Source organism: Pseudomonas gebzensis, from assembly GCF_034427815.1.
Classification (GTDB): Bacteria; Pseudomonadota; Gammaproteobacteria; order Pseudomonadales; family Pseudomonadaceae; genus Aquipseudomonas.
The window spans coordinates 165,282-177,767 of sequence record NZ_JAXQNS010000002.1 but is presented as its reverse complement, the minus strand read 5'-3'; the positions used below and the strand labels follow the sequence as shown (position 1 = coordinate 177,767).

Genomic DNA, 12,486 nt, shown 5'->3' with positions numbered 1-12,486 from the left:
GCGACCGCAGATCGCTTGAAGGACCGGATTATTGATTCATCGAGGTGGCCGCAGTGGGCCGACTTTGCCGGCCATCGCGGCTCACCGCGGCGCCAGCTTGGCCGCTCTAGCAGGACTACACACGACCTGTTGGTTTCACAGGGGTCTGCAGGAGCGGCCGGTCCGGCGCTCCGGCCGGTCGCGAAGGGCGGCAAAGCCGTACAGGCCTACCGCCCGATAAAGCGCGATTGCAGCCACTGGTGCTGCTTCGCAGCCCTTCGCGACCAAAGTCGCTGCGGCACGACCGCCGCGCTCTGTGTGGAGGTAGGGCACTAGCCGACATCGGAAGGCGAAGGCCTGTCCGTCAAAGGGATTTGGGCCTTCGCATCGTTTTCATCCACCGCCTCATCGCCGGCCGTTTCGTCACCCATCGTGTCATAGGCCGCCACTTCAGCACCCGCCAGCTCCCGCAAATCGTCGAAGTCGGTCTTGATCCCCTCCTCCATCGCATCCAACTCCACCAACAGGGTACGGAAGCTGGTTTCTTCCTTGGGCGCTTCGGTTTCATCATCACCTTCGCCCAAGCTGGCATCGGCCAACGCTTGAAGGTGTGCAGGAACCGGCGCGTCATCGGGGTCGTCGAACAGCGGCGCCGGCTCCAGATCCCGCAGCTCGGCCAAGGCTGGCAACTGATCGAGGCTCTTGAGGTTGAAGTGGTCAAGAAAGCCTTTGGTGGTGGCGAACATCGCCGGGCGGCCAGGCACTTCCCGGTGGCCGACCACACGGATCCACTCGCGCTCGATCAAGGTACGCACGATGTTGCTGTTCACCGCCACACCGCGCACGTCTTCGATTTCGCCGCGGGTGATGGGCTGGCGGTAGGCAATCAGCGCCAGGGTTTCCAGCAAGGCGCGCGAATAGCGCTGCGGGCGTTCCTCCCACAGCCGCCCGACCCAGGGCGCGTACTGCGCGCGAATCTGCAAACGGTAGCCGCTGGCCACTTCCTTGAGCTCGAACGCGCGCTCGACGCAGGACTTCTCAAGCACCGCCAGGGCCTTCTTGAACACCGAGGGGCCGGGGCGTTCGCCCTCTTCAAACAGCTCGTACAGCCGCTCGAGGGTCTGCGGTTTGCCCGAGGCCAGGAGAAAGGCTTCGATCAGTGACGCGAGGTCACGGGGGTCATTCAGGTTCATGTGGCTCTAGGGACTCTTGGCTTTGGGCACTGCGGACACGCACGTGAATCGGCGCGAAGGGTTCGTTCTGCACCAGTTCGATCAACGATTCCTTGACCAGCTCGAGAATCGCCATGAACGTCACCACCACGCCCAGTTTGCCCTCCTCGGCGGTGAACAGCTCGACGAAGGGCACGAAGCCGCCACCGCGCAGGCTGTCCAGTACGTGGCTCATGCGCTCGCGGGTCGACAGCACCTCGCGAGTCACCTGGTGGCTCTCGAACAGATCGTTGCGGCGCATGACCTCGGCCATCGACATCAACACCTCTTCCAGGCTCACCTGCGCCAGCACCTTGCGCGCCTTGGCCTGCGGCGCTTCGAGGCGCGGCACCTGATAATCCCGGCCGTTGCGGGGCAACTGATCGAGGTCTTCAGCGGCCGCCTTGAACCGTTCGTACTGTTGCAGCCGGCGGATCAGTTCGGCGCGTGGGTCGCCCTCTTCGGCTTCGATCTCGGCCGAGCGTGGCAGCAGCATGCGCGACTTGATCTCGGCCAGCATCGCGGCCATCACCAGGTACTCGGCGGCCAGCTCCAGGCGCACGTGCTGCATCAGCTCCACATAGCTCATGTACTGGCGGGTGATGTCGGCCACCGGGATGTCGAGGATGTCGATGTTCTGCTTGCGGATCAGGTACAGCAGCAGGTCGAGCGGGCCTTCAAAGGCGTCGAGGAACACTTCCAGGGCGTCGGGTGGGATGTACAGGTCCAGCGGCAGTTCGGTCAGCGCTTCGCCGTAGACCAGCGCCAGTTGCATCTGCAGCGGCAGCGGCGCCTCGTCGATGGGCGCCGTGGGGTGTTCCTGCACGCTCACGCCTTGGCCAGGAACGGCGCTGGGTCACCGCAGCCTGCGCGGATCAGTTCGGGTTCATCGCCCGACAGGTCGATCACGGTCGAAGCTTCGAGGCCGCCGTAGCCACCGTCGATGATCAGGTCGACGTGATGTTCCAGGCGCTGGCGGATCTCGTAGGGGTCGGTCATGGGGTCCGCGTCGCCCGGCAGGATCAGGCTGACGCTCATCAACGGCTCGCCCAGTTCGGCGGTCAGCGCGTTGACGATGGGATTGGACGGCACGCGCAGGCCGATGGTGCGGCGCTTGTCGTGCATCAGCAGGCGCGGCACTTCGCGGGTGGCATTGAGAATGAAGGTGTAGGGGCCGGGGATGTGCGCCTTGAGCAGGCGGAACTGCGCGGTGTCGATCTTGGCGAACAGGCCCATCTGCGACAGGTCGCAGCAGAGCAAGGTGAAGTTGTGGTGCTTGTCGAGCTGACGCAGCCGGCGGACACGCTCGATGGCATTCTTGTCGCCGATCTGGCAACCCAGGGCGTAGGCAGAGTCGGTGGGGTACACCACCACACCGCCTTTGCGGATGATGTCCACGGCCTGTTTGATCAGGCGCGCCTGCGGGTCTTGCGGGTGAATCTGGAAAAATTGGCTCACGTCGTTGTCCTGTGCATCACGCAATAGGCTGTTCATGTCGGAATCGGCGCCACAGCGGTGGCAAGTCCTCGGGCAAAGGCCGATAGGCACCGATCTCGCCCCAGGTGCCGGGGCCGTGGAAATCACTGCCAGCGCTTGCCAGCAGACCGAACTCACGGGTGAGGATGGACATCGTGCCCACCTGCTCGGCGGGCATCATGCCGTTGACCACTTCCAGCGCCTGCCCACCTGCCTGAATATAGTCGGCAATCAGGCGCCTGCGCTTGGTGCGGGTCAGCTCGTAGTGCATGGGGTGCGCCAGGCTCACCCAGGCGTTGGACTGGCGCAGGGTGGCGACAGTTTCCTCAAGGCTGGGCCAGTGCTGCTTGACGTCGCCCAGCTTGCCGGCGCCCAGCCATTTGCGAAACGCCTCGCCACGGTCCTTGGCCAGCCCGGCCTGGACCAGGTATTCGGCAAAATGGGGTCGCGCCGGGGCGTTACCGCTGTCGCCCAGGGCCTGTTGCACGGCGCGGGCGCCGTCAAGGCTGCCGGGCATGCCTTTTTGCGCCAGGCGCCGGTCGATTTCTTCGGCGCGCAGCCAGCGGCCGCGGTGCAGGTTTTCGATGGCGGCCAGCAGGGGCGCGGCGTCCAGTGCAAAGTCGTAGCCCAGAATGTGGATGGTAGCGCCGTTCCAGGTGCACGACAGCTCTACGCCGCTGATCCAGCGCATGCCCAGCGCGCGGCAGCGCTCACGGGCTTCGGGCAGGCCGTCGAGGGTGTCGTGGTCGGTCAGGGCAAAGGTCTGCACCCCGTGCGAATGGGCACGCTCGACCAGGACCGAGGGCGACAAAGCGCCATCGGAGGCCGTGCTGTGACAGTGCAGGTCAACATTCATAGAGGAGCCGTTCCGCGGGAATCGATGTTTGATATTATGCCGCCACATCCCGCTTCTGGCTGCCACCGTGAAACAATTCATCGATTTCATTCCGCTGTTGCTGTTCTTCATCGTCTACAAGCTCGACCCGCGCATGGTCGATCTGGCCGGGCATGACTTCGAGCTCGGCGGCATCTACAGCGCCACCAAGGTCCTCATCGCGGCCTCCGTCGTGGTCTACGGCGCGTTGTTCATCCGCCAGCGCAAGCTGGAAAAGGGCCAGTGGCTTACCCTGATCGCCTGCCTGCTGTTCGGCGGCCTGACCCTGGCCTTCCACAGCGTCACCTTCCTCAAATGGAAAGCGCCGGTGGTGAACTGGCTGTTCGCGCTGGCCTTCCTGGGCAGCCACTTCATCGGCGACAAGGTGCTGGTCAAACGTTTCATGGGCCACGCCATGAGCCTGCCCGAACCCGTCTGGCTGCGCCTGAACATGGCCTGGGTGGTGTTCTTCATGTTCTGTGGCGCGGCCAACCTGTACGTGGCCTTCACCTTCGAAGACTTCTGGGTCGACTTCAAAGTCTTCGGCAGCCTGGGCATGACCGTGGTTTTCCTGATCGCTCAGGGCATCTATCTCTCGCGCCACCTGCACGACAGCGACACCCCTCCCACCAAACCCAAGGACTGACATGCTCTACGCCATCATTGCCAGCGACGCCGAAGATTCCCTGGACAAACGCCTGGCTGCTCGCCCGGCCCACCTCGAACGCCTGCACCAGTTGCAGACCGCTGGGCGTATCGTGCTGGCCGGCCCACACCCGGCCATCGACAGCAACGATCCTGGCGCCGCAGGCTTCACCGGCAGCTTGATCGTGGCTGAATTCGACTCCCTCGCCGCTGCCCAGGCCTGGGCCGACGCTGACCCCTATGTCGCCGCTGGCGTCTACCGGCAGGTCGTGGTCAAACCGTTCAAACAGGTATTGCCGTGACCTTTGGGGCGGCGCGCGTGTCTGTTGCACAGGCACCCGCCGCTCCAATCCATGTTTCGCGTTGAGTAAGCCATGAGTGAGCTGTTACTGATTGATGATGACCAGGAACTCTGCGAGTTGCTCGGCAGCTGGCTGAGCCAGGAAGGGTTCGTGGTCCGCGCCTGTCACGACGGCCAGAGCGCGCGCCAGGCCTTGGCCGAACAGGCACCGGCAGCGGTGGTGCTGGATGTGATGCTGCCCGATGGCAGTGGCCTGGAGCTGCTCAAGCAGCTGCGTACCGAGCACACCGACCTGCCGGTGCTGATGCTGTCGGCGCGCGGTGAGCCGTTGGACCGCATTCTCGGGCTGGAGCTGGGCGCCGATGATTACCTGGCCAAGCCTTGTGATCCGCGCGAACTGACGGCGCGGTTGCGGGCGGTGTTGCGCCGTAGCCACCCCACGGCGACACCGACGCAGGTGGAGATTGGTGATCTGGTCTTCAGCCCGGTGCGCGGGGTGGCCAGTGTCAATGAACGGGAGATGACCCTGACGCTGTCGGAGAGTCGGATTCTCGAGGCCTTGTTGCGCCAGCCTGGCGAGCCGCTCGACAAGCAGGAACTGGCGCAGTTGGCACTCGGGCGCAAGCTGACGCTGTATGACCGGAGTCTGGATATGCATGTCAGCAATTTGCGGCGCAAGATCGGGCCGCATCCTGACGGCCGCCCGCGCGTGGTGGCGTTGCGTAGTCGGGGGTATTACTACAGTTTGTGATGGGCAAGTGGCGTGCGCTCGGATTAACCCGAACCGGCCGTGCGGCGACCCCCCAGCCAGAGGATCATGTCGTGTGTGCGGGGCAAGGTTAAGCGGCAGTTTTCCTCGACGTCTGCGCATGACAGGTGGAAAATGGACGGTTCCAACCAGACTGGCAAAGGGATCGGAGATGCAGCCTACCCCATGAATTCCAAGGTGCTTCAGCTCCCCAGAAATCGCCACGGCCGTGACTTCGTGGTCGGAGACATCCACTTCAAGACCACAGAGCTGCACCGCGGCCTGCACGCGTTGGGCTTCGATAAAGCCAAGGATCGGCTGATCGCCGTGGGTGATCTGATCGACCGCGGGCGTGGTGTTCTGGATGGGCTGAAACTGCTGGGCGAGCCCTGGTTTTTCAGCGTGCTTGGCAACCACGAGCGAATGCTGATCGACGCTTATGAAGCCAATCCAGAGGCTCGCTATTCGGCGCATGGCGCTGGCTGGTGGATGACGATCGCTGATGAGTCCAAGGCGATGATCATCGACAAGCTCCGGAGCCTGCCGATCGTCATAGAGCTCGAGTCGGACCAGGGCGTCGTCGGTGTGGTGCACGCCGATGTGCCGGCGGGCATGACCTGGCCGACCTTCGTCGAGCAACTCGGCGAGCCTGCGATCGAGGAAATCGCCCTGTGGGGGCGAGATCGGATCGTTGAGCACCATCGTCAAGGCGTGCCGGGCGTGTGGCGCGTCTGCACCGGGCATACGTGGACGCCGCAGCCGCTGAGATTAGGCAATGTGCTGGCGCTGGACATCACCGGTGGTGTCGATGGCTCTCTGGCCATTTTCAGTGTTCAGGATGACAAGGTCTTCGTTGACGGCATTGCCGCATCGATCGAGCAGGCCGAATGCCTGAGCGATCGGCTCCAAGCGCTTGAGCAGTGTGCCGGGGCTCTCAAGTCGACGGTGGACGCTAACGAGCTCAGCGAGGCACAGGTCCTGGCCGCAGAGCTGACGCTCATGGTGAAGCGGATCACTTCGATGTGGCACCACGTTCACGAAGGCGTTGATGAACAACAGCGGCTGATCAACGCGCTGCATGGTCTGAGCCTTGTGAACGAAAAGCATCGCAGCGCCCGGCTCGACGCGCTATGTGCCAGGCACAAGAACACCCAAGTCGAGGGGCTTCTTCGACGATTGCTGGGTTGAGCGGGTTGTACGGCACAGTCAGCCTCGAGGCCGTGGAGGTTTTTCAGGCCGCTCCCAACCCACGTCCAGCGTGCTGACTGCGCACCAGGCCTGGCTTGACGATTCACGCTCGAAAGCTCGGTTCGAGCGCCTCGCAACGCCTGGCCGTTGCACTGCGGCGTTTTACCGTGGACTTATGCACCGAGCGGCCTCTCTCCGATTCGAAACGCCCTACGCACCGCCGCCCTCAGCTCCGTCAGGAACTGTGGCGCTACTGCCCGCGCCAGAGCAGGCGCCCCCAGACCACGGCTGGGCAGCAAGCTCAACGAGCCATTAGCCAGTACCTGATGAGCGACTGTACCTGGACCCGACCTCAGCAGTTCAACGAGCGAGCGGCTCCGGCAAAAACCGAAGAACAACTCAAAACCGTGTCCGGGACTAATCGAGCACTACAGCGACGGGTGTCCAGGGAAACAGCATCAGCAACGCGCTGCCTCTCTTTACCCTGCCTTTACCCTCCCCTGACGGCCTTTGACTTTCATCTCCCTAGACTGGGCTCATCCGGTAATCGCCGGTCCATGACAGGAGATACACCATGCGCAAGACCCTCACCGCCCTGCTGTTCGCCGCCACCTTGCCGACCGTGGCCATGGCCATGCCACCTGAAGGAGGCCCACGTCACGATGGCCCGCACCGTGGAGGCCCCTTCGCGCAACTGGACCTGACCCGCGAACAGCGCCAGCAGGTCGATCAGTTGATGGATCAGCAACGCCGCGCCGACCGCGAGATCCACGAGCGCTACCTGGACAAGCTGCCCGCCGCCGAAAAAACGGCGATGGACAAGGAAGCCAAGGCCAGCCGCGAGAAAACCCAATCGGAGATTCGCGGCCTGCTCAAGCCCGAGCAGCAGAAGCGTTTCGACGAACTGCAGAAAGCACGTGACGCCCGTGCCGCCGAATGGCAGGAATTCCAGACCTGGAAAGCTGAAAAAGCCAAAAAGGCCCAGTAAGCTGTCGGCTTCTGTGCCCGGCCCGCGCTTATGCGGGCCGGGTTTTTCTCGTTGATGGGAGGTGCTCGCCTTGCGATCCCTGTTCTGGCGTATTCTGGCCAGCTTCTGGCTGGCCATCGCTCTGGTAGCCGGGCTGTCGATTCTGATGGGGCACGTGCTCAATCAAGACGCCTGGATTCTCAGTCGTCACCCCGGCCTGAGCAACCTGGCCCAAGAGTGGACCACACGCTACGAGCAGCAAGGCGTGGCGCCGGCGCAGCGCTTTCTGGAACAGCGCAAGCAGCGTTACAAGATCGACGTGCAGGTGCTCAACGACAGCGGCGAGGCGGTCGTGCCCGGCACCTTTCCGCGTCGCGCCGCCGACTTCGAGGCACGCCAGCAGAATGACGACAGGCGCCTGCCCTGGCGCCGTCTGACCCAGGAATTCATCAGCCCGACCACGGGCGAAACCTACTTGCTGATCTACCGCATTGCGCACCCGGAACTCGACGCCTGGCACCGCGACAGCCTGCTCTGGCCGCTCAGCGCCTTGGGCATCGCGCTGGTGGTACTGACCTTGTTCAGCCTGCTGGTGACCCTCTCCATCACCCGTCCACTGAGCCGCTTGCGCGGTGCGGTGCATGACTTGGGCCAGACCAGCTATCAGCAGAACAGCCTGGCGCGCCTGGCCGGCCGACGCGATGAGTTCGGCGTGCTGGCCAACGACTTCAACAAGATGGGCGCCCGCTTGCAGAGCATGATCGGCAGCCAGCGCCAGCTGCTGCGCGATGTCTCCCACGAACTGCGCTCGCCCTTGGCGCGGCTGCGCGTGGCCTTGGCGCTGGCCGAACGGGCCAACGCCGAACAACGCCAGGCGCTGTGGCCACGGCTGACGCGCGAGTGCGATCGCCTGGAAGACCTGATCAGTGAAATCCTCGAACTGGCCCGGGTCGACGCCGAGCAGGCACACGCCGAACCGGTCGACCTCAACGCCCTGCTGGGCAGTGTGCGCAAGGACGCGCAGCTCAACGACGCCGAACAGGACATTCGCCTGGAAACCGAACCCGGCCTGGCACTGCAAGGCTGGCCCACGCTGATCGAGCGTGCGCTGGACAACCTGCTGCGCAATGCCTTGCGCTTCAACCCGCCCGGCCAGCCCATCGAGCTGCAGGCCTTGCGCGAGCAGGAGCGGATCATCGTCACTGTGCGCGACCACGGCCCGGGCGTGGCTGCCGAGCACCTGGCGCAACTGGGCGAACCCTTCTTCCGCGCGCCGGGGCAGCAAGCCTCGGGGCATGGATTGGGGCTGGCCATCGCACGCAAGGCGGTCGAGCGCCATGGTGGGGTGCTGGTGCTGGGCAACCATCAACAGGGCGGATTTGAAGCGCGGCTGGAGCTGCCAAGCACGTTGGTAGACGGCTGACGGGCGCGGCTGGAGCAGCCGACCACGACTGACGGGCGAGCCTGGAGCTGCCGACCACAGCGCTGGCCGGCTGACGGGCGAGCCTGGAGCTGCCGACCACGACGCTGGCCGGCTGACGCGCGCGGGACGTCAGGTCCTGCGCGCCCGCAGCAATCAGCCCCAGGCCTGCACGAAGTCCTGGGTCTGCAGCACCGGCGCATCGCGGGGCTCTTTGGCAGGCGTGCCGACGTACATGTAGCCGATCACCTCCTCATTGGTAGCCAAGCCCAGGCCTTGCTGAACATGGGCGTCATAGGCCAGATCACCGGTACGCCACACCGCCCCGATCCCTTGCGCGTGGGCGGCCAGCAGCAAGCCATGGGCTGCGCACCCCGCAGCCAGGCGCTGCTCATACGCCGGCACCTTGGGATGCTCGTGCAAGGTGGCAATGACCACGATCAGCAGCGGCGCGCGCAGCGGCATGGCGCGGGCCTTGTCGAGTTTTTCCGGGCCCTGCTCACCCTTGGCCTGAACCGCCTGAGCGAACAGCTCACCCAAGGCTTCGCGCGCCTGGCCTTCGATGGTGAGGAACCGCCACGGCCGCAACTGGCCATGATCGGGCGCGCGCAGGGCTGCCTGGAACAGCGCTTCGCGCTGAGCCGCATTGGGCGCAGGGTCAGTCAGGCGCGCTACGGACACGCGGTTGAGCAAAGCGTCGAGAGCCTCCATCGGCCACCTCTGGGTCAAGGAATGTGCAGGCATTCTGCACCAGCGCCTGCCGAAAATTCATCCACGCGAAGCGTGGGGGATTCGCCCTTGCTGATCAGCCCCAGCAGACAACGTGGTCATGGGCCGGCTGCTCGCACCAGCGCACGCGTCTATCAAAAGGCTTTCATCCGCCTCGCGCGGACCTGGAGCGGCTACTGCCGCGATGGGCTGCGCAGCAGCCCCAAGGGCGGCAGTCGCATCTTGCCTGGCGCTACGCGTCGCCTAAGTCAGGACGGCTGCGCCGCCGTCATCGCGGCTAACCGGCCGCGCCCACTCGGCCCCTAGCCCCGCCAAACCGCTCCAGCGTTTACTTAAACCGAGCCGTAGGTAGAATGGCGCCCTTCGATTCGACCCCCGAGCTCATCACATGGCGTTGCCGACCTTAAGAATCCTGGGTTTCATCATCGGCATCTTTCTCATCACCCTGGCGGTGAGCATGGTCGTGCCCATGGCCACCCTGGTGCTGTTCGAGCGCACTCACGACCTGCCCTCGTTCCTCTGGTCGAGCCTGATCACCTTCATTGCCGGCGTGACGCTGATCCTGCCCGGCCGCCCCGAGCACGTGCATCTGCGCCCGCGCGACATGTATTTGCTGACGGTCAGCAGTTGGGTGGTGGTGTGCATCTTCGCCGCGCTGCCATTTCTGCTCACGCAGCACATCAGTTACACCAACGCCTTTTTTGAAAGCATGTCGGGCATAACCGCGACCGGCGCCACGGTACTCAGCGGGCTGGATAACCTCTCGCCCGGCATTCTGATGTGGCGCTCGATGCTGCACTGGCTGGGCGGGATCGGCTTCATCGCCATGGCGGTGGCGATCCTGCCGCTGCTGCGCATCGGCGGCATGCGCCTGTTCCAGACCGAGTCTTCGGACCGTTCCGAGAAGGTGATGCCACGCTCGCACATGGTCGCCAAGTCAATCGTGCTGGTCTATGTGGGCATCACCGTGCTCGGCAGCCTGGCGTTCTGGTGGGCCGGCATGAGCCTGTTCGATGGCATCAACCACGCCATGTCGGCGATTTCCACAGGTGGCTTCTCCACCTCCGACCAGTCCCTGGCCAAATGGGACATCCCGGCCGTGCACTGGGTCGCGGTGGTGGTGATGATCTGCGGCAGCCTGCCGTTCACCCTGTATGTGGCGACCTTGCGCGGTAACCGCGGTGCGCTGATTCGCGACCAGCAGGTTCAAGGGCTTCTGGGTTTGCTGGTGGTCACCTGGATCGTGCTCGGCACCTGGTACTGGGCCACCACCAACCTGCACTGGCTCGACGCCCTGCGCCACGTGGCGCTGAACGTGACCTCGATCGTCACCACCACGGGCTTTGCCCTGGGCGACTACAGCCTGTGGGGCAATTTTTCACTGATGCTGTTCTTCTACCTGGGTTTTATCGGCGGTTGCTCAGGCTCGACCGCTGGCGGCATCAAGATCTTCCGCTTTCAGGTGGCGTACATCCTGCTCAAGGCCAACCTCAACCAGCTGATCCACCCCCGTGCGGTGATCAAGCAGAAGTACAACGGCCATCGCCTGGACGAAGAGATCGTTCGCTCGATCCTTACGTTCTCGTTCTTCTTCGGCTTCACCATCGGTTTCATCGCCCTGCTGCTGTCGCTGCTGGGCGTCGACTGGATGACCGCACTGACGGGCGCTGCAGGTACGGTGTCGGGGGTCGGCCCTGGCCTGGGCGATGTGATCGGGCCGGCCGGCAACTACGCCAGCCTGCCGGACGCCGCCAAGTGGATCCTGGCCGGCGGCATGCTGCTCGGGCGGCTGGAGATCATTACCGTGCTGGTGTTGTGCATGCCGGCGTTCTGGCGTCATTGACCCGGGCGCGGTATTCGCTCGGGGTCAGCTGGAACCAGCGACGAAAGGCCCGATAGAAGTTGCTGGGGTCGGCAAACCCCAGCAGGTAGGCGGTTTCCAGCAAGGTAGTGTTCGGCTGCGCCAGGTACTGCTCGGCCAGCTCACGACGGGTGTCATCCAGCAGCGCCTGGAAGCTGGTGCCCTCTTCCTGCAAACGCCGCTGCAAGGTGCGCTGTGACAGGTGCAAGGCCTGCGCCAGGGTTTCGCGCTTGGGCTCACCCTGGGGCAGGATGCGGCACAGCACCTGGCGTACCCGATGGGTGACGCGGCTGCCGGAAAAACGGGTCAGGTATTCGCCAGCGAAACGGTCGTGGAGTACCGCCATGGCCTCGTTTGCAGTGGGCAGCGGCAGCTCCATGTCGAGCCGGTCGAACACCAGCGCGTCGTGCTCGGCGCCAAACACCAACGGTGCATGAAACGCTGCCTTGTAAGGTTCGACATCCTGAGGCTGCGGCCCCAGCACCCGGACCTGGCGCGGCACGATCGGTCGACCACTGAGCCAGCGGCACAACGACAACGCGCAGGCCAGCGAAGCTTCGGCGCTGTGCCGGGTGGGGACAAGATGATCGCCGTGGACGGTCAGCATCAGCGTGTAGCCCTGCGGGCCGAGGGTGAAGCTGAGGTCGGAGCTCTCGGCGATTATGCGCTGGTAGCGCACGAGCCGGTCGAAACCTTCGGCCAGGGTGCGGCTCGACATCAAGGCGTAGCCGACCACATGAAACGAGGCGGGACGTACCACCCTTGCCATGTTCAGGCCGATGGCCTGATTGCCCGACAGTTGCTGCGCCAGTTGCCACAAGCGGGTCATGTCGTCCTGAGGGAAACGTGCGTCAGGGTCGTCCAGCGCGGCGAAGTCCAGGCCCAGCCTGCTGAACATGGCCGGGCAGTCGAGCCCTTCGAGTTCCAGCGCTTTGACGATGCCGGATGCCCAACTGGCAGATGTGGTTCTCTCACTCATACGTGTTCTGACCACGGTGACGATGATTTCAAAGGATACTCAATTGGCGCTTATTGTCACTGGCCCCAATGAGCAATGACTCTAGACTCGATTCATCCGCCATGCCGC

The 12,486-nt window shown here is 64.1% G+C and carries 13 protein-coding genes; 7 read left to right on the top strand and 6 right to left on the bottom strand.

Going from position 1 to position 12,486, the window contains the following annotated elements; translation table 11 throughout:
- Positions 1–311 precede the first annotated feature (311 nt).
- The 4 genes from scpB to SJI00_RS04880 are packed head-to-tail and all read right to left on the bottom strand — an operon-like array spanning position 312 to position 3,522.
- A complete protein-coding gene (gene scpB, locus SJI00_RS04895; RefSeq protein WP_416220997.1) occupies positions 312–1,172 on the bottom strand; it encodes an SMC-Scp complex subunit ScpB in 861 nt (286 codons plus the stop codon).
- On the bottom strand, positions 1,159–2,022 hold the full coding sequence (locus SJI00_RS04890; protein WP_491630663.1) for a segregation and condensation protein A: 864 nt from the start codon (positions 2,020–2,022) through the stop codon (positions 1,159–1,161). Before SJI00_RS04890 ends, scpB begins: the two co-directional genes overlap by 14 nt.
- A complete protein-coding gene (locus SJI00_RS04885; protein ID WP_322460624.1) occupies positions 2,019–2,648 on the bottom strand; it encodes an L-threonylcarbamoyladenylate synthase in 630 nt (209 codons plus the stop codon). Before SJI00_RS04885 ends, SJI00_RS04890 begins: the two co-directional genes overlap by 4 nt.
- Before the next feature lie 16 nt (positions 2,649–2,664).
- Positions 2,665–3,522: a PHP domain-containing protein gene (locus SJI00_RS04880; protein ID WP_322460623.1), complete on the bottom strand. Its 858-nt coding sequence runs from the start codon at positions 3,520–3,522 to the stop codon at positions 2,665–2,667.
- A 67-nt stretch (positions 3,523–3,589) separates the two neighbouring features.
- Between SJI00_RS04880 and SJI00_RS04875 the strand changes: the two genes are divergently transcribed.
- The 6 genes from SJI00_RS04875 to SJI00_RS04850 all read left to right on the top strand — a co-directional run bounded on the left by SJI00_RS04875 (position 3,590) and on the right by SJI00_RS04850 (position 8,812).
- Entirely contained in the window at positions 3,590–4,186 is a 597-nt protein-coding gene (locus tag SJI00_RS04875) for a septation protein A (RefSeq protein WP_322460622.1), read from the top strand.
- 1 nt (position 4,187) lies between these two features.
- Positions 4,188–4,487: a YciI family protein gene (locus tag SJI00_RS04870; RefSeq protein WP_322460621.1), complete on the top strand. Its 300-nt coding sequence runs from the start codon at positions 4,188–4,190 to the stop codon at positions 4,485–4,487.
- Positions 4,488–4,559: 72 nt separating this feature from the next.
- A complete protein-coding gene (locus tag SJI00_RS04865) occupies positions 4,560–5,237 on the top strand; it encodes a response regulator transcription factor (RefSeq protein ID WP_322460620.1) in 678 nt (225 codons plus the stop codon).
- A 132-nt stretch (positions 5,238–5,369) separates the two neighbouring features.
- A complete protein-coding gene (locus SJI00_RS04860; protein WP_322460619.1) occupies positions 5,370–6,422 on the top strand; it encodes a metallophosphoesterase in 1,053 nt (350 codons plus the stop codon).
- A gap of 574 nt (positions 6,423–6,996) precedes the next feature.
- Positions 6,997–7,410: a Spy/CpxP family protein refolding chaperone gene (locus SJI00_RS04855; protein ID WP_322460618.1), complete on the top strand. Its 414-nt coding sequence runs from the start codon at positions 6,997–6,999 to the stop codon at positions 7,408–7,410.
- A gap of 70 nt (positions 7,411–7,480) precedes the next feature.
- Entirely contained in the window at positions 7,481–8,812 is a 1,332-nt protein-coding gene (locus tag SJI00_RS04850) for a sensor histidine kinase (RefSeq protein ID WP_322460617.1), read from the top strand.
- A 153-nt stretch (positions 8,813–8,965) separates the two neighbouring features.
- On the opposite strand, the gene SJI00_RS04845 is transcribed toward SJI00_RS04850, so the two are convergent.
- Positions 8,966–9,520 carry a nitroreductase family protein gene (locus tag SJI00_RS04845; protein ID WP_322460616.1) on the bottom strand — a complete coding sequence of 185 codons (555 nt, stop codon included), beginning with the start codon at positions 9,518–9,520 and terminating at the stop codon, positions 8,966–8,968.
- A 406-nt stretch (positions 9,521–9,926) separates the two neighbouring features.
- On the opposite strand from SJI00_RS04845, the gene SJI00_RS04840 reads away from it, so the two are divergent.
- A complete protein-coding gene (locus tag SJI00_RS04840; RefSeq protein ID WP_322460615.1) occupies positions 9,927–11,381 on the top strand; it encodes a TrkH family potassium uptake protein in 1,455 nt (484 codons plus the stop codon).
- On the opposite strand, the gene SJI00_RS04835 is transcribed toward SJI00_RS04840, so the two are convergent.
- Positions 11,338–12,378: an AraC family transcriptional regulator gene (locus SJI00_RS04835; protein WP_322460614.1), complete on the bottom strand. Its 1,041-nt coding sequence runs from the start codon at positions 12,376–12,378 to the stop codon at positions 11,338–11,340. The genes SJI00_RS04840 and SJI00_RS04835 overlap by 44 nt on opposite strands.
- Between the last annotated feature and the right edge of the window lie 108 nt (positions 12,379–12,486).

What these genes read in the sequence shown, in the direction of transcription:
- scpB (WP_416220997.1), bottom strand. Translation starts at nt 1,172, where the DNA reads ATGAACCTGAATGACCCCCGTGACCTCGCGTCACTGATCGAAGCCTTT.
- SJI00_RS04880 (WP_322460623.1), bottom strand. Translation starts at nt 3,522, where the DNA reads ATGAATGTTGACCTGCACTGTCACAGCACGGCCTCCGATGGCGCTTTG.
- SJI00_RS04870 (WP_322460621.1), top strand. Translation starts at nt 4,188, where the DNA reads ATGCTCTACGCCATCATTGCCAGCGACGCCGAAGATTCCCTGGACAAA.
- SJI00_RS04865 (WP_322460620.1), top strand. Translation starts at nt 4,560, where the DNA reads ATGAGTGAGCTGTTACTGATTGATGATGACCAGGAACTCTGCGAGTTG.
- SJI00_RS04860 (WP_322460619.1), top strand. Translation starts at nt 5,370, where the DNA reads ATGGACGGTTCCAACCAGACTGGCAAAGGGATCGGAGATGCAGCCTAC.
- SJI00_RS04855 (WP_322460618.1), top strand. Translation starts at nt 6,997, where the DNA reads ATGCGCAAGACCCTCACCGCCCTGCTGTTCGCCGCCACCTTGCCGACC.
- SJI00_RS04845 (WP_322460616.1), bottom strand. Translation starts at nt 9,520, where the DNA reads ATGGAGGCTCTCGACGCTTTGCTCAACCGCGTGTCCGTAGCGCGCCTG.
- SJI00_RS04840 (WP_322460615.1), top strand. Translation starts at nt 9,927, where the DNA reads ATGGCGTTGCCGACCTTAAGAATCCTGGGTTTCATCATCGGCATCTTT.
- SJI00_RS04835 (WP_322460614.1), bottom strand. Translation starts at nt 12,378, where the DNA reads ATGAGTGAGAGAACCACATCTGCCAGTTGGGCATCCGGCATCGTCAAA.